Below are 15,940 nucleotides of genomic sequence, written 5' to 3' on the forward strand. Positions count from 1 at the left end.
GATCGCCATTACGCAACGCAGGCCGGTCATTCAGGAGAAGCCGCTATCGGGTCTCGTCTCGGCAAGGATTGGCGGGCCCAGTTCAGACGCAACTTCGATAAATAGTCTTCTAAGCCATGCCAGACCAAGATCGCTGGCAGTACGCCCGTGATGCTGCATGATAACCGGCATCAGCGACACATCAAAGGGCGGCGCGAAGATGCGGAGCTTGAAGCGCTCGCGAAAGCGGTGAGCGATATGGGTACTAATTGTCGCGACGCAGTCAGTTTCGGCGACTACCTCAAGCAAGGCTCCTATGCTGGGCAACCAGACCATCACTTCGCGCGGCATGTCGATGCTTCGCAGGAAGTTGATATGGCCTTCGCCAACGATGAAAGCGGCGTGCCGGGCCGAACTGTATTGGTGCGCCGTCAACCTCTCGCCCCGAAAGCTGCTCTTGGTGCCGGCGATACAGGTCAACGCCTCGTCGTAGAGCTTTTCCTCGGGAAGGGTGCCTCCGAGGTCCTGCTTGAGGCTGATACAGAGGTCGGCCTCGGCCTTGCTTAATTGATCCAGCGCAATCGGCGAGTAGGGCATCAGCCGGATCTTCGTTCCGGGCGCTTCGGCCTTCAGCCGCTGTATTAGTGGCGGCATGAGGACATAGGATACGAAATCCGCGGCGATCACGCGGAATTCCCGGTCCGACAGGGCGGGATCGAACGCTGCGCCGCGCATCGCGAACTCACGCAGTCTCGCAAGCAGATCGGTTAACTCCGACCGCAATACTAGACCAAGCGCGGTCGGCGTCATCTCGCCACCCACCCTCGTCACAATGGGGTCGTTAAAATGTCGGCGCAAACGCGTCAGCGCGTTGCTGACCGCCGATTGCGTAAGATTGAGGCGGGCCGCCGCCCTGCTGACGTGCCGTTCGCTGAAAACCGCGTCCAATGCGACGAGCAAGTTGAGGTCAAGTTCGGCCAGACGGACACTCGCAACACGCATTGTATCATTTTAAAAAATGTAACTGCCAACGTCTAGTGATTTGAATCACGACGAGCACAGGCGGATAGTGCCTTTCAATGGCAGGCTCGGCTGCCAAGACGACCGCCCGGAAAGTGGCGATGGTACGCGAAAGGGTTTTGGATGAACCTCGACCGTTTCAATCTCAACCTCTTTGTCGCCTTCGAGGCGCTGGCGGAGTCCAAGACGCTGACCGAAGCGGCGGGAACTCTGTTCATTACCCAGTCGGCCTTGAGCGTGGCGTTGCGCCAGATGCGGGAATATTTCGGCGACGAGCTATTTGTCTTTCGTCCAAAGCAGAAAGAACTAACGCCCCTCGCCCGCGACTTGCAGCCCCGAATTCGCGAAATCCTTGGAACCGCAAAGGCGACGCTTAGGCTGCGAGACGAATTCGCACGATCGCATTCGGCGTTCCATCCTGGCGTGGTGGCGCTGCCCAGGCGAGAGATGGCGAGCGTTTGTTCCGGATCGAGCGGTGGGACGGAGGAGCGCATCGCCGCATGACCGAGCCGGCTCCGCGTTCAAAAGGGATGCGTCACGCAGATGCTCTGCCGGTGAGCCCGGGACATCTGGTTAGCCTGCCTCAGCGCGACGGAGAGCGATAGGATGCAGCTTAGCCGCTTCGATCTCAATTTATTGCGTTCGCTTGACGCCTTGCTTGAGCACCGCAACGTCACCCGGGCAGCTGACCAGCTGTTCGTGTCGCAGCAGGCGATGAGTGGCGCACTTCACCGTTTGCGGGAGCATTTTGAGGACGAACTTCTCGTTCGGATTGGCCGGAACTACGAACTCAGTCCACGCGCGCACTCGCTTGTTCTGCCAGTTCGCGACGCCCTGCTTGCCGCGCAGGCGGCGCTCAACGCGCAACCCAGCTTCGATCCCGCGACAGCGCGATCGACATTCTCGATCGCCATGTCGGATTACGCGACTTTCGTGGTCTTGCCAGGTTTGTTGCGACGGCTGGCCACTGAAGCGCCTGGAATCGGCTGCCATGTCGAAGCATTGACGCAAGACAGCTTTGCCCGACTCGAAAAGGGCGATCTCGACTTCTGCCTGACGGCGCATGGCTGGCGCCTATACGCCAATTACCGTCCCACCCGGGACATTCGCGTGGAGGAGGCCTTTCACGACGACTTTGTCTGTGTTCTAGATAATGGTCATCTGAACGCCAATGACGACATCAGCCTAGAGCTGTACCGCAGGCTTCCGCATAATTCGGTGCGGTTCGGGAAAGGCATAGCCACCGTCGTTGAGCAGGCCTGGATGAAGTCCGGGCTCGAAATAAACGTCGCAGCGACGGCGCCGAACTTCTCGAGCCTCATCTTCATGCTTCCGGGGACGTCGCTCATCGCAACCGCGCAGCGCCGGCTGGCGGGGATCCTGGCGCCAATTCTTGGTCTGAAACTCGCCGAATGCCCGCTTCCGATCCCCCCACTTCGAGAGAACATTCTGTGGCACGCGCGGAACGAGGGCAGCCCGGTTCATCGATACCTGCGCGACGCGTTAGTCAAGTCCTGCGTTGATTGCGAACGCGAAACGGGCTCCCGCCAACCACAAGGTGCGCTTGTAGTACCTAACCGCGGATGTGATTTTTCGGCTTTCAAGAAACGGCGCATGAGGGCCGAGACAAGACAACACGAAAATGGTTGAGGAGTGGAAGTTGACCAGCCGGCAAGCGCCGACGCGTCCGCACAATTGCGACGCCTGCACCCCATTCCCCTCGGGTTATTCGACGCACCGGCTGACGTCGCGCAGGCGCCAGGGGATTGTTCGCGCCGGGCGCTTCCACGCCAACATGCACGGAAAGCTCCATCGCCCAATCCACGGAGTTATCTGAGATGGCCATCACAGGGATTCGCTCCTTGGTCTATAGCGTCGGAGACGTCGCGACATCCGCGCGATTCTTCGAGGACTTCGGGCTGCGCCCGTTGGGCGGCGGCGAAGTTCGCAGGTTCGATCTGCCGGAGGGGTCCGAAGTGGTGATCCGGCACCGCGATGACCCAGAGCTGCCTGCGTCGTCACTTGTCGGTGACGGCGTCCGCGAGGTTGTCTGGGGCGTCGACACGCAGGCTTCGCTGGACGCTCTCGCTGCTGATATTGGACGCGATCGCGGAATCGTCCGCAGTCCCGACGGCGTTATTCGCTTTCTGACTGACTTTGGGATTGCGATGGGGCTTACCCTATTCACCCGTAAGACAGTCGTCTGCGCGCCTGATCAGGTCAACGCGCCTGGGCATGTCCGAAGACTCAACCAGCATCGGAAATGGCGTCTAAGGGCTCATCCCAAAGGCATCGCCCATGTCGTCTTCGCGATCCCCGATTTCGAGAATGGCTACGCTTTCATGCGCGACCGGCTCGGCTTCCGCTTGTCCGACGATCAACGCGGGTTCGGAATGTATCTGCGCGCCGACGGGACCAACAATCATCACAATCTGCTGCTTCTCAACGCCTCTGCACCATTTCCCGGTATGGACGGTCGCCATCGGTTTCACCACGCCAACTTCGCTCTTGAAGACATCGACGAGATCATGATCGGCGCCAACCACATGGTCCGTCAGGGCTGGGAGGCATCGGCCCAAGGGCTCGGGCGCCATCGCATCGATTCAGCGCTGTTTTACTATCTCCCATGCCCAGCGGGCGGGGAGGCCGAATATGGTGCGGACGCGGACTATGTCGACGACAGCTGGGTGCCGCGCGCGTGGACAACGCCGCTGTTCGCCTACTCCCATTTTGTTCACAACTTGCCGCCGTTCCTGCGGGAGCCGCCAGCTTGGGATTTCCACTACATCACCGGCATTGAACCAGCCAAGGGCCATCATTGATGAGCGTTGTGTCCAACGCCCTTGTCATTGGTGGCGGCATCGGCGGGCTGACCGTCGCCATCGCGCTGCGCCAGCAGGGGATTGCCGTCGATCTTGTGGAGATCAAGCCTGATCTCTCCGTCTACGGAGTCGGCATCATTCAGCCGAACAACACTTTGCGCGCGCTCGACAAGGTAGGTCTCGCGCACAAGTGCATCGAACTCGGCGCCGCTTTCCCGGGATGGCGAATCCACAATGCCGCCGGAAACTTTCTGTTTGACGCGCCAGCTACCGACTCTGCGGCCCCCGGAATGCCGCCGATCAATGGTATTACGCGCCCACTCCTCCACCAGATTCTGACGGAAGGAGCTCGCGATGCTGGCACCCGGATTCAACTTGGGACGAGTGTCGCCACGCTCAACGACCGCGGAGATCATGTCCTGGTTCGTTTCTCGGACGGGCGGACTGCGGATTATGATTTCGTTGTCGGGAGCGACGGCGTCTACTCGGATACCCGCCGCCGTTTGTTCGGCGACATCGTGCGGCCTCGTTACAGCGGCCAATGCGTCTGGCGTTACAATCTTGCTCGGCCGTCTCGCGTCGAATGGGGCGAACTCTATTTCGGACCTGACAGCAAAGTCGGTCTCGTGCCGCTCTCCACGGACCTTATGTATCTCTTCCTGGTTACAGCTGAACCGGAGGGCGCCCGCTATCCCCAGTCGGAACTAGCTGCGCTGATGCGCGCGCGCCTCGGATACTATGAAGGGTTCGTCGCCGAGCTTGCCGGGCAAATCACCGAGCCGTCTGGCGTGATCCTTAAGCCAATCGAAAGTGTCCTGCTGCCTGCGCCCTGGATGACGGGGCGCACGATAATCATTGGCGACGCGGCGCATGCATCCACGCCGCACCTGGCGCAGGGCGCGGCCATGGCGATCGAAGACGCGGTGCTTCTCGGCGAGTTGCTGGGCGACGACCGGTCGCTAGATGCAGCGCTTGAGGAGTTCATGCGGCGACGCTTCGATCGCACGCGCTACGTGGTCGAAAGCTCGCAACAGATCCTGACCTGGGAGCTCGAGCAATGGGCGGGGATTCATAATCCGGCGGCGCGACCAGGCGAGCTACTCCATGAAGCGACCCTCGCCCTGATGGAACCCTATTGAAGCAGCGGGAGGACCAATGAAAAACAAGGTCATCATCAGCTGCGCCATAACAGGCTCGGCCCACACGCCGACAATGTCGGACGCGTTGCCAGTCACACCGCAAGAGATTGCAGACCAGTCCATCGCCGCAGCGAACGCAGGAGCGGCCATCCTGCATCTGCATGCCCGCGTTCCAGAGGACGGCCAGCCGACCGGCGACCCGGAGGTCTATGCGCGATTTCTCCCGACAATCCGGCAGGCGACGGACGCTGTGGTCAATATCACGACGGGGGGCTCAGCGACGATGACGGTGGCTGACCGTCTGGCAGCCGCCCGCAAGTTCCGGCCCGAAATGTGCTCGCTGAATATGGGGTCGTTGAACTTTGCCTTCTTCCCTGCCGCCAAGCGTATCGAGACCTGGAAGCATGGCTGGGAGCGAGATTACGTCGTCAACTCCGATGACTATATATTTCGCAACACCTTCAGAGACATCAGGACCATTCTCGAAACACTGTCGGACGTGGGTACGCGCTTTGAGCATGAGTGCTACGATGTTGGCCACCTCTACAACTTGGCCTATTTCGTCGATCGTGGCTTGGTGAAGCCGCCATTCTTTATTCAGATGATCTTCGGCATTCTTGGCGGAATAGGACCGGATCTCGACAATTTGACCTTCATGAAGCGCACCGCCGATCGCTTGTTCGGCGAGGACGCCTATCGCTGGTCGGTGCTCGCCGCCGGCCGCCATCAAATGCCCTTCCTCACCCAGGCGGCGCTGCTCGGCGGCAATGTTCGTGTTGGACTGGAGGACAGCCTGTTTATTGAGCGCGGCAAGCTCGCCGTGTCCAATGCCGAGCAGGTCGAGAAGATCGTCCGCATTCTCGCCGAGATGGGCCTCGAGCCTGCTTCCCCCGCTGAGGCGCGCGAGATGCTCGCGCTAAAGGGCGGCGACAGGGTGGAGTTCTGAACATGGCACGGCGCATTGTCGATCTGTCGATCTTTCTCGAAAATGATGTCGTTTCAGACCCACCGGTCTTCCGGCCCAAGATCGACTACATCGATCACAAGATGTCAGTCCCGGAGTTGGCGGGTTTCTTTCCCGGACTGAGTCCGGGTGACCTTCCCGATGGTGAGGCCTGGGCGATCGAACGCGTCGAACTCATAACCCACAATGGAACCCACCTCGACGCGCCGTATCACTACGCCTCCACGATGAACAAAGGGGAACGCGCGATCACGATCGACGAGGTTCCACTCGACTGGTGCTTCCAGCCTGGTGTCAAGCTCGACTTCACAGGCTTTGAGGACGGTTACGTGGTCACTGCGGACGACGTTGGTGCCGAGCTCGCGCGGATCGGTCACACACTGGCTCCGCTCGAGATTGTCATCGTGAACACTTCGGCTGGCAAGCGCTACGGGTACGACGACTATGTCACCGCCGGATGCGGCATGGGATACGAGGCAACGATGTGCCTCCTTGAGCAGGGGGTGCGGCTGACCGGGACCGATGGCTGGAGCTGGGACGCTCCCTTTGTCCATACCCGCGGGAGATACTTAGAGACCGGCGATGCTTCGCTCATCTGGGAAGGTCACAAAGCGGGCCGGGACATCGGGTACTGCCACCTCGAAAAACTCCACAACCTGGAAGCCCTGCCGCCGACCGGGTTCACCATCGCCTGTTTTCCAATGAAAATTCGCGCAGCGTCCGCCGGCTGGACGCGCGCCGTCGCCATATTCGAGGATTAAAGATGTTCGAGCCGTTCCCCGGCAATTATGTCTGGAACCTGTCGGTCAACCTCGCCATCTGCATGGGTGGTGCGATCGGCGAAATGGATCGTGCCAATGACGCGGTCCGCTCGATTGCTTCCGAAGGCGAGGACAAGGGCACCGAAGCGTTTTTCGACAGCTGGGGTGCGATGGCCGACCGCGTGGCCGAACTCGGCCAGGTAGCGGAGGCTGCCGGCAATTTTCTCAGCGCGTCTGAGAAATACGCGCGCGCGACGGCCTATTACATGACCGCGGAGCGAATGCAGAGCCGCAACTATGAGCCTCGCTGGACCATGTATCGTAGGATGCTCGAGACGATGGATCGCACGGTGGCGACCGGGGGACTCAACTGCGAACGCGTCGATATCGATTATGAAGGCACCAGCTTCCCCGGCCTGTTTGTGCGCGGTGTAGGTGATGATCCGCGACCGTGCCTCGTGTTCTGCAACGGGCTCGATAGCGTCAAGGAGATGATCTATCTGGCCGTGCGCGACACTTTCGCCGTGCGCGGGATTTCCGTGCTCATGGTAGATCAGCCAGGCGTGGGGGAAGCACTTCGCCTCAAAGGGCTTCCGGCGATCTATGATAGCGAGCGCTGGGCCGGTGCCGCGGCCGATTATCTGGAGACCCGAGCGGATGTGGATCATGCGCGGCTCGGGATAATCGGCTGGTCGCTTGGGGGCTACTACGCGCCACGAGCCGCCTGTTATGAAAAGCGATTCAAGCTCTGCGTTGCCTGGGGCGCCAACCACAATTGGGGTGAACTGCAGCATCGCAGGCTCGCCAGAGAGGGCGACCGCCCAGTTCCGCATTATTGGGACCATGTCCAATGGGTCTGGGGCCAGCCGACCCTCGACGAGTTCATCAACTACGTATCGCGTGTCACGCTTGCGGGGCACATGCACAACATGACGGTCCCCTATCTGGTGACTCATGGTGCAAATGACCGCCAGATCCCGCTCGAATACGCACATCAGAGCTACAGTGAGGCGATCAATAGTCCATGTCGTGAACTTACGATTTTTACTGATCGTGAGGGTGGTGTCGAGCATGTGAGCGCCGACAACATGGAACCTGTGCGTAGTTATATCGCGGATTGGGTATCAGCGAGATTCTCGGAGATACACTGATATAAAGACTAAAACGTCTTCAAAACGTGTATCTAACCAAGATTAATACCATATCGGACAGCCCATGAAAATATTGCATTGGTCAAATCGGAGAAATGATACCAAGCATCCTATAATTTAAATATGCATTGTTACTGCAAGCTGAATCATCACCAGATCGAGACCGGCTCGCAACTATTCGTAATAGTAATGAAGTGACTATTATCAAAAACAAGGCGCGAGGTTCAAACCTTGCACCCGATTTGGAGAGGTTCAATGACCCTTCGGTGCGCTTTGCTCGCTGCTGCGGCAGTTTCTTCGGCTCCCGCGCTGGCCCAGGCGACGGATCAGGCAAAGCTTGCGCCCGCCTCATCCACATTTCAGGGCAGCGGCAATGCTGACGAGGACGCGACCGAACGAAACGTTGCCGATATTGTCGTGACGGCTCAGAAGCGACCGGAGAGTGTCCAGTCGGTGCCGATCTCGATTACGGTCGTGACGGGGGATCAGGTGGCGCGCCAAGGCCTGACATCGGTTCAGGATCTCAGTCGCACCAGCGCTTCGCTCGAATTTACGACGGCTCTGCTGTCGCCCGGTGGCGGCGGCTTTGTCCGCGGCATCGGAACCCAGAGCCTGGGAGCGGGAACGTCCACATCCTCGGTCGCCGTGGTGGTAGACGGAGTTGTCCAGGGCAACGTTCCGATCGCAACGCTGTTGGATATCGATCACGTCGAAGTCCTCAAGGGTCCGCAAGGTACGTTGTTCGGTTCGTCAGTCTCGGCAGGCGTGCTCAATATCTCGACGCTGCGTCCCGACCCCGGCGCGGTCACGGCCAAGATTTTTGGGGAGATCGCTCCTCGCGCCCTCGGGTCTGAATACGGGCGCTACGTGTTGAACGGTTCCGTCAATCTGCCCATGAGCGACACATCGGCGCTCCGCATTGCGGCTCAATATATCCGAAATGATGGAATTTCGCGCGATGTGTATAACAGTCTGGACAGCCTCAACACCGTTGCCGGGGTTCGCGGGCGGTTCTTGTGGGAAGTTACCGATGATCTCACTTTCAATCTGATTGGCGACTACACCCGCAACAGCATCCGCAACGACGGAAATTTCATCTATCGTTTCGTCCCGCCCGGGGGGCCGCTCGAGGCCGCGCTTGCGCGCTGCGGAATCGAGGCCTCCCCCGACAACACCGAAAACTGCAGCGACTATGACCGTTTCTCGGTTGCCAAGATCGGCGGCGTCTCCGGGCAGTTCGATCTGGCCATCGACGGTGTCACGCTGACCTCCGTCACTTCCTATCGCAAGAGTCGCCGGACCATGTTCAGCGACATTCCAAGTATAGCGGCGCCTATCATGCGCCAAACGCTCGGAGTTTCCTGCGGGCAGGGGAACCCTTTTGGCTGCTCGCCGCTGGCGTACCTTCACCCCGGCGTCCGCCCCGACCGCCCGCTGGACACGCGCGAGAGTATTTTTTCCCAAGAAGTTCGACTCGCCTCGAAGGAATCGTCGGAGTTTCAGTGGACGATAGGGGGGTATTTCCAGCGCCAGACCTTTAACTTTCACCAGCCATCCGAACTTGCGGCGGTTGTCCCGCCAGCTGTGTGCACCGGATTCCTGAAGCGGCCGGTGAATGCGTCTGGAGATTGTCTGCTCAACACTAGCGAGCGCTTCATTGATAGTGAGTCCACCGACTATGCGGTGTTCGCCAACGGTACATACAACTTTGACTCCTCGACCAGACTCAATGCAGGGGTGCGCTACACGCACAGCCAGGTCCGCGAGACGATCAGCCCCGACATCACCGTCGTTACGCCTACATTCACCACGCTCAGCGTGCCAGGGAAGGGCGTCACGTTCAGAGGCGCGTTGCAGCACGATTTCAACCGGGACACGATGGTCTACGCAACGGTTTCGACGGGCTACAAGGCGCCACAAATCAACGACCAGATTCCAACGAAACTTGTTCGTGTCTCGCCTGAGCGGCCGACAAGTTACGAGGTCGGCATCAAGAATACCGCCTTCGACGGTCGGCTGGCCGTGAACGTCAATGCTTACTATATGCGGATCAGCGATTTTCAGAGCCAAAGCTGCATTCCCGACCCGAAGACCGGCGTCCTCGCCTGTGCTCAAGTCAATGTGCCCCATGTCGTATCGAAAGGGCTCGAAGCGGACGTCTTTGGAGCACTTTGGCAAGGCATGACTGTCAACCTTTCGGCGATCTACAACGATGCCAAATATCCCGCCAATTTCCTGGGCGCGGATGGCAGCAATCTACAAGGGCGACAGCTCAATTTCGCCCCGAAGTTCAAGTTCACGGCTTCGTTTGAACAAAGGCTGCCGTTGTCCGACAGCGCCACGCTCGTTTTCGGCGGAGACGCCACAGTGCGAGCCAAGGAATCCATGTATCTTTCAGCCGACCCGATCTACACCGTGCCGTCGGCAACGATCTTCGGCGGACGCGTCGGGGTGGAGTTGAGCGACAAATATTCGGTCTATGCGTTTGCCCGAAACATCGGCAACAAGATCTATCCGACGAGCCTCTTTTCCACGTCCGCCTTCTACCGCGGCGGCGTCTGGCACACGCTCGACCAGAATTCCCAGCGAGTGGCCGGCATTCAGCTGAATGCCAAGTTCTAGGGAAGTCGATCGGCGATTATGCATAGCCGCGTCGCCTTGACGATGACGCGATCGGAAATCGCGGCACTTCGCTCCTGGTGTACGTTGTAACTGGAAGGAACCCCGATCGATGACAGGAAACGCTTCGCGCAGCGCCCGGCTCGCGATCATGGTCGGGAGCCTTCTTGCCCCTGCACCGGGCTTGAGTATGCCCACAGTCTATCCAACCGGGGTGACTATAAACGACAAAATCGCGGCTTATCCGTGCGACGTCATCTTCAGCGGGGCAGACGACAAGACTTACCTCCTCGATCCAAGCGGCAAGGTAATAAAGACCTGGGCCATGGCGGGCGTACCGGCCGCCATGGTCGACCCAGCCCTCGTAGGTGGTCGCAAGGGTATTGTCGGCTTCGCTATTGAGGATGTCGACCATAGCCAGATGCCTCGTGTAGAAGGCATCGACCTCGTGCCCGGACGGCGGCCGGGCAAGGTCAACAAGACGTTTGGTCTGGTCGATTGGAATGGCAAGGTGGTGTGGCAATGGAGCGGCCCGCGCGATGTCGGTGCTGCGCTTCAACACCATGACTGGTCCAAGCTGCCGAATGGCAACTTTCTGATCCTTTCCAATTCGACACGCGAAGACAAGCGCTTCACGCGCGGCAGGATCGTGGACGATGTTATCTATGAAGTTGATCGCCAAGGCGCGGTTGTCTGGCAGTGGAATGCGACTGACCATCTCGATGAGTTTGGGTTCACACCGGAACAACTGAAGCTAATCTATTCGAGCGTCGGCGCCGATTATCTTCATGTGAATGCGATGTCGGCTTTAGGGGCAAATCACTGGGAAAAAGCAGGCGATCGTCGCTTTGCCGCCGATAATATCATCATCAGCTCGCGCAACGCCAATGTAGTCGCGATTGTGGACCGCCGGTCCGGGCACATCGTTTGGCGGATTGGCCCAGTGGCGGGTAGCCCTGCGGGATTGGGGCATGGTGGGCCGCAGGCTCTTCCCAGGCCGGTCGATCAGACGAGCGGCCAGCACGACCCGCACATGATCCCAGAGGGAATGCCGGGCGCGGGCAATATCCTGATCTTCGATAACCAGGGGGATGCAGGCTACCCTTCAGTCCAGCGCGCGGTGATCAGCGGTTCGCGGATCATCGAGATCGATCCTTCGAAAAAGACGATCGTGTGGGAATACAAGGCGGGCATGAGCGGTCGGCCAGATCCCACTTTCTTCAGTCCCTTCATCAGCAGCGCGCAACGCTTGCCGAACGGCAACACTCTCATCGACGAAGGGATTAACGGCCGGATTTTTCAGGTCACGCGCGAAGGGCGAATCGTGTGGGAATACATCTCACCCTATGAGGGTGCGGCGCCGCAGCCACCTGCTCCAGGTCATCCTGCGGCCAAGGCGAACCTGATCTATCGCGCGATGGCGGTGCCACCCGCATGGGTGCCGTCACAGTAACGTTGTGGCAGCGAGTCGCTTAGATGTTGCTATTATTGAAATCGACATACGAAACGTCAAGCGAATGAAAAATATCCATTAGCATGTAAGAGCCGAAAAACTTAGACTTTGCGAAATACCAATAACAATATCTCGCAAAGGACAAGGCTGATGCGATTCTCATGCTTTAACGCTCCTGCCGGAAGGGGGCCGGTCGACGATCTTCAGATCATGGATTTTTGCTTGGAGGTAGCGCTCTTCTGCGACCACGCCGGCTTTGCAGTCGTCACATTTGGCGATCAGCATTTCAACAATTACGAGCCTTACTGTAGCCCGTTCACGATGATAGCCGCTTTGGCCGGTCATATGGAACGTTCCTATCTCGGGACGACAGTTATTCCGTTGCTTGATTATCATCCGTTTCGGTTCGCGGAGTATTGCAACATTGTCGACATCATGACGCGGGGGCGCTGCCTTCTCGGAACGTCGGCAGGATCGCAGCCTCAGCTGCTCAAGAATTTTGGGATGCCGGCGGGTTCTGGCAATCTGGACGTCTTCAATCAGAAGCTGGACGTCGTCTTAAAGGCCTGGGCTCATGAGCCCAGCGATCCCCCGCTCGAATTCGAAACGCCCCAGGACAGGGGTTGGCTGCCAACTCGGATCATGCCGACATCCTACCGCAATCCGCACCCGCTCATGGCGATCGGCACCAACTCTGATCATAACATCATCGCGGCGGCCAAGCGGGGCTGGCCTGTCTATTTGGGGCGCTACCGCCTCGAGGAGAGCGCCCATAAGATGAAGGTCTATCGAGACGCCCTACTCGCCGCTGATCACAGTGAGGCCAGATCGGCCGAGTGTCTCAAGATGTCGAGTGTGACGAAAACGGTGCTGGTCGCCGAGACCGACGAGAAGGCCTGGGCGCTGGCCGAGCAGCGTCTGCGACCCGCAATGGACTTTCTGTTTTCCTATGGTTCCAGAACTGGCCGGGAAGATGTCCCTGACGTCGAGCCCGACACGCGATCGATGCGCGCGATGTGGGAAGACACGAAAACGACGGGCAATCTTGACACAATCGGCACTGGCGCATTCGGACCAGCGGACTGGGTCCAGTGCGAGGTGCTCGTGGGTAGCGTCGAGACTGTGGTCAAGGAATTGGAGAAGTACCGTGCAGCGGGAGTCGAACACTTGAATGTCCGATTCCTGTTCGGGCCGCTTGATCCACCTGAGATCATGCGGAACCTGGAGCTGTTCGCAAAGGAGGTGATGCCAACAATGGGATCGGAAACGCTTCCGGGACCATTGCCCGAGCATATTCGTGAAGAGCATCGGACCGCACCCAAGGTTCCCACGCCGTATCTAGACCGGATCCAGGCTGCCCGGCGCCTGCCATCGTTCCGATAGCCCCAATGGCCCGTGACTTTCGCGGCCGGGGAGTAGCGCGCTCGGGCGCAACCTGGCCCGTCGTCCCTGTCGGATGGACGGGCAGAACGGGCGTGGCGGACAATGAGGCAAGACCATGCGTATCGACGTCCATTCTCACTTCAATCCACCCAGACTGGCAGAGGCGGGCGCGCACCATTGGAGCGGCTGGGTGCCGGTCCATCCCCCCGATTTGAACACCCGCGTCGACGCGATGGATGCCGCTGGGATCGACCTGCAGCTCCTCTGGCCCTATGTGCAACCGAACTTTCCCAATCTCGCTAAATCGCGCGATTTCGCGCGATTCACCAACGATATCTACCGGGAACTGGGCGTTCGTTATCGGGGCCGATTCTCGGGTTGGGGAAGCATTCCACTCCCTCACGTCGACGCCGCGCTGGCTGAAATCGAATACTGCTTGGACGATGCCCGATTTCTGGGAATAGGACTAGGCTGCTCAGCAGCGGCGATCCCGCTGGATGACCCGCAGTTCGACCCAATTTGGGCTGAACTTGATCGGCGAAGGGCGGCAGTTTTCATTCATCCCGGTCAGGTGCGCTCTGGCATGCCAGGCGCGACCGACTATGGGCTGACGCTTTGCCTGTCTAGTCCGATGGAAATCGCTCTTGCGAGCGCGAGGCTGGTGCTGAGCGGTGTCTCGCGACGCTATCCCAATGTAAAGTTTATCCTAGCGACCGCTGGCGGGATGATACCATATGTCGCCGACAGCATTGTCGAAGCAGCGCGCCGTCACGGCAGCGATCTCGGTGGCATCGATGTCCGCGCGGGATTGGCAGACTTTTTTTACGACACAAGCGTGGGGAAGGATCCGGGCAAGCTTTCGCGCACATGCGACCTTTGCGGAACCTCGCATATATTGTTTGGGACCGATGCTCCGTATGGGGACATGGCGTCTAGCGTAGCCCTTGTGCTGGATCAATTTGGGGTGAGCGACGCGGAGGCAATTTTGAATCGAAACGCGCACAGCGTGCTCTGCCATGTCGATCCATGAAACGGCGCGCCCAACGGAGATCAAGCCGTCCATCAAGTATTGCCAGGTCGTCGAGCAGAGCCTGATGCTTGATCACAACGGTGCGGAAAAGAGCGACAGTAATTCCTCCGCCCTGCCGGGCGCAGATTAGGATGTTGCGCACCATTCCGCCGATTTTGCGATCACCAGTGAAGTCGGGATGTTAGACGCGATGCAGGGCGACCGCGTAACGTTGTGAGCGTGTTGGTCGCGACTGATCGCCACCGTCATGTCGGCGATATCCTCGGGGCGATGAAGTGGAGAAATGGCCACCTGAGGACAACAGCGACCAGAAAGCCGATTGCTTGAGTGCCCGGGACTCTACAGGTATAGGCGCACTGGGAAGAAAGCGTGCGTGCGCGCAGTCAAACTTAGCCTCAACCTATTGATCGCCGGGGTTGCGACCGCTTTTCCGGCTCCGGAGACTATCAATGAGGACAGCAGCCATTCTGTGCGCACTGACCGCGATGCTACTCCCCGGCGCGGTGCTCGCGGCGCCGGTGGACGACTGTCCGCTGCGCGATGCGCCCTACTCGGTAGACTCGCCGATGATCGACATCTTGCTCAAGCCCGAAGCAAAGGCGGTGCTCGACGGCGAAGCTCCCGGCAAATTTGCCAAGGCGCCGCCAGGCTTCCTCGGAACCTCGCCGCCGACTTTTGCCGCGATCCTGACGGTGCGACAGGCACAGGGATTTTTGGCCCCCGGCCTGGACCTAAGCGCTATTGACGCGAAGCTGCGCGCGATTCCGGTCATACCGGCTGACAGGGTCAAGCGATGCGCCCGATACGACAACGACGTGCCGAACTGGACGATGCCGGCGGGTCGTCCGCGCGTGTTGGTGTTCGAGAAGATCAACGGGTTCAAGGACGTTCCTTCGGTCGAGGCGGCGCATGCGGCATTTCAAGCGATGGCCAGGCGCAACGGCTGGGCGCTGATCGTGACCGACAAGGGCGGCGCCTTCAATCCGGCCACGCTGAAGCGGTTCGATGTCGTCATCTGGAACAACGTCTCTGGCGACGTCCTCACGCTGGCTCAACGGCGCACTTTCCAGCGCTGGATCGAGGGTGGGGGGGGGTATGTCGCGGTGCACGGCAGTGCCGGCGACCCGGTCTATTTCTGGGATTGGTATGCAGATCGGTTGCTGGGCGCCCGCTTTGCCGGCCACCCGATGGCGCCGCAGTTTCAGGATGCGAAGATCGTCACCAACAAGGCCCATCCGCTTGCAGGCAAGCTTCCATCAAACTGGATCATGAACGATGAATGGTACTCGTTCAAGACCAATCCCCGCTCAGCCGGCGCCGACGTGCTGCTGACTCTGGATGAAGGCAGCTATAAACTTGCCGGGCCTCCCGGTGTCGATCTATCGATGAAGGGCGATCATCCGATCGCGTGGACAAACTGCATCGGTCGCGGGCGCATGTTCTACTCCGCGATCGGTCATCGTCCCGAGACCTATGCGCAGCCCAATTATGTTGCCTTGCTGGAAGCGGCGGTCCCCTGGGCCGCGGATCGTGGCGCATGCAAGCATCAATGATCGCATGAGAGCAGGCTCGTCATCAGGAGCTTTGAGCCTTCTCCGATGTGCCCGGCAGCCCTTCGC

14 protein-coding genes are annotated in these 15,940 nt (G+C 59.3%); 13 read left to right on the plus strand and 1 reads right to left on the minus strand.

The features are described from left to right. Positions 1-30 precede the first annotated feature (30 nt). Positions 31-939: a LysR family transcriptional regulator gene (locus tag ACFSCW_RS06565; protein WP_380888056.1), complete on the minus strand. Its 909-nt coding sequence runs from the start codon at positions 937-939 to the stop codon at positions 31-33. Positions 940-1,122: 183 nt separating this feature from the next. On the opposite strand from ACFSCW_RS06565, the gene ACFSCW_RS06570 reads away from it, so the two are divergent. The 13 genes from ACFSCW_RS06570 to ACFSCW_RS06630 all read left to right on the plus strand — a co-directional run bounded on the left by ACFSCW_RS06570 (position 1,123) and on the right by ACFSCW_RS06630 (position 15,874). Beyond that, positions 1,123-1,503, plus strand: a complete 381-nt coding sequence (locus ACFSCW_RS06570) for a LysR family transcriptional regulator (protein ID WP_380888057.1) — start codon at positions 1,123-1,125, stop codon at positions 1,501-1,503. A gap of 102 nt (positions 1,504-1,605) precedes the next feature. Then, entirely contained in the window at positions 1,606-2,649 is a 1,044-nt protein-coding gene (locus ACFSCW_RS06575) for a LysR family transcriptional regulator (protein ID WP_380888058.1), read from the plus strand. Between the two features lie 188 nt (positions 2,650-2,837). Further along, positions 2,838-3,821: a VOC family protein gene (locus tag ACFSCW_RS06580; protein WP_380888059.1), complete on the plus strand. Its 984-nt coding sequence runs from the start codon at positions 2,838-2,840 to the stop codon at positions 3,819-3,821. Continuing rightward, positions 3,821-4,960 (plus strand): FAD-dependent monooxygenase, encoded by a 1,140-nt coding sequence (locus ACFSCW_RS06585; protein ID WP_380888060.1) that lies wholly within the window; start codon positions 3,821-3,823, stop codon positions 4,958-4,960. Before ACFSCW_RS06580 ends, ACFSCW_RS06585 begins: the two co-directional genes overlap by 1 nt. 16 nt (positions 4,961-4,976) lie before the next feature. Continuing rightward, positions 4,977-5,906: a 3,5-dioxohexanoate:acetyl-CoA acetone transferase gene (kce, locus tag ACFSCW_RS06590; protein WP_380888061.1), complete on the plus strand. Its 930-nt coding sequence runs from the start codon at positions 4,977-4,979 to the stop codon at positions 5,904-5,906. 2 nt (positions 5,907-5,908) lie between these two features. Next, entirely contained in the window at positions 5,909-6,685 is a 777-nt protein-coding gene (locus ACFSCW_RS06595; protein WP_380888062.1) for a cyclase family protein, read from the plus strand. A 2-nt stretch (positions 6,686-6,687) separates the two neighbouring features. Further along, the gene (locus tag ACFSCW_RS06600; protein WP_380888063.1) at positions 6,688-7,836 is read left to right on the plus strand and encodes an alpha/beta hydrolase family protein; all 1,149 of its coding nucleotides are present in this window, start codon (positions 6,688-6,690) and stop codon (positions 7,834-7,836) included. A gap of 255 nt (positions 7,837-8,091) precedes the next feature. Beyond that, a complete protein-coding gene (locus tag ACFSCW_RS06605) occupies positions 8,092-10,458 on the plus strand; it encodes a TonB-dependent receptor (protein WP_380888064.1) in 2,367 nt (788 codons plus the stop codon). 109 nt (positions 10,459-10,567) lie between these two features. Further along, the gene (locus ACFSCW_RS06610) at positions 10,568-11,908 is read left to right on the plus strand and encodes an aryl-sulfate sulfotransferase (protein WP_380888065.1); all 1,341 of its coding nucleotides are present in this window, start codon (positions 10,568-10,570) and stop codon (positions 11,906-11,908) included. Positions 11,909-12,118: 210 nt separating this feature from the next. Beyond that, complete coding sequence (locus ACFSCW_RS06615) at positions 12,119-13,291, plus strand: LLM class flavin-dependent oxidoreductase (RefSeq protein WP_380890040.1); 1,173 nt, start codon at positions 12,119-12,121, stop codon at positions 13,289-13,291. A 115-nt stretch (positions 13,292-13,406) separates the two neighbouring features. Beyond that, entirely contained in the window at positions 13,407-14,321 is a 915-nt protein-coding gene (locus ACFSCW_RS06620; protein ID WP_380888066.1) for an amidohydrolase family protein, read from the plus strand. Next, entirely contained in the window at positions 14,308-14,451 is a 144-nt protein-coding gene (locus tag ACFSCW_RS06625) for a hypothetical protein (protein WP_380888067.1), read from the plus strand. The genes ACFSCW_RS06620 and ACFSCW_RS06625 overlap by 14 nt, the downstream gene beginning before the upstream one ends. Positions 14,452-14,824: 373 nt before the next feature. Beyond that, a complete protein-coding gene (locus tag ACFSCW_RS06630; RefSeq protein ID WP_380888068.1) occupies positions 14,825-15,874 on the plus strand; it encodes a ThuA domain-containing protein in 1,050 nt (349 codons plus the stop codon). Positions 15,875-15,940 lie beyond the last annotated feature (66 nt).

Origin of the sequence: Sphingomonas tabacisoli (assembly GCF_042678385.1) — a bacterium.
Lineage (GTDB): Bacteria > Pseudomonadota > Alphaproteobacteria > Sphingomonadales > Sphingomonadaceae > Sphingomonas_B > Sphingomonas_B tabacisoli.

What these genes read in the sequence shown, in the direction of transcription:
- ACFSCW_RS06570 (WP_380888057.1), top strand. Translation starts at nt 1,123, where the DNA reads ATGAACCTCGACCGTTTCAATCTCAACCTCTTTGTCGCCTTCGAGGCG.
- ACFSCW_RS06575 (WP_380888058.1), top strand. Translation starts at nt 1,606, where the DNA reads ATGCAGCTTAGCCGCTTCGATCTCAATTTATTGCGTTCGCTTGACGCC.
- ACFSCW_RS06580 (WP_380888059.1), top strand. Translation starts at nt 2,838, where the DNA reads ATGGCCATCACAGGGATTCGCTCCTTGGTCTATAGCGTCGGAGACGTC.
- ACFSCW_RS06585 (WP_380888060.1), top strand. Translation starts at nt 3,821, where the DNA reads ATGAGCGTTGTGTCCAACGCCCTTGTCATTGGTGGCGGCATCGGCGGG.
- kce (WP_380888061.1), top strand. Translation starts at nt 4,977, where the DNA reads ATGAAAAACAAGGTCATCATCAGCTGCGCCATAACAGGCTCGGCCCAC.
- ACFSCW_RS06595 (WP_380888062.1), top strand. Translation starts at nt 5,909, where the DNA reads ATGGCACGGCGCATTGTCGATCTGTCGATCTTTCTCGAAAATGATGTC.
- ACFSCW_RS06600 (WP_380888063.1), top strand. Translation starts at nt 6,688, where the DNA reads ATGTTCGAGCCGTTCCCCGGCAATTATGTCTGGAACCTGTCGGTCAAC.
- ACFSCW_RS06605 (WP_380888064.1), top strand. Translation starts at nt 8,092, where the DNA reads ATGACCCTTCGGTGCGCTTTGCTCGCTGCTGCGGCAGTTTCTTCGGCT.
- ACFSCW_RS06610 (WP_380888065.1), top strand. Translation starts at nt 10,568, where the DNA reads ATGACAGGAAACGCTTCGCGCAGCGCCCGGCTCGCGATCATGGTCGGG.
- ACFSCW_RS06615 (WP_380890040.1), top strand. Translation starts at nt 12,119, where the DNA reads ATGGATTTTTGCTTGGAGGTAGCGCTCTTCTGCGACCACGCCGGCTTT.
- ACFSCW_RS06620 (WP_380888066.1), top strand. Translation starts at nt 13,407, where the DNA reads ATGCGTATCGACGTCCATTCTCACTTCAATCCACCCAGACTGGCAGAG.
- ACFSCW_RS06625 (WP_380888067.1), top strand. Translation starts at nt 14,308, where the DNA reads ATGTCGATCCATGAAACGGCGCGCCCAACGGAGATCAAGCCGTCCATC.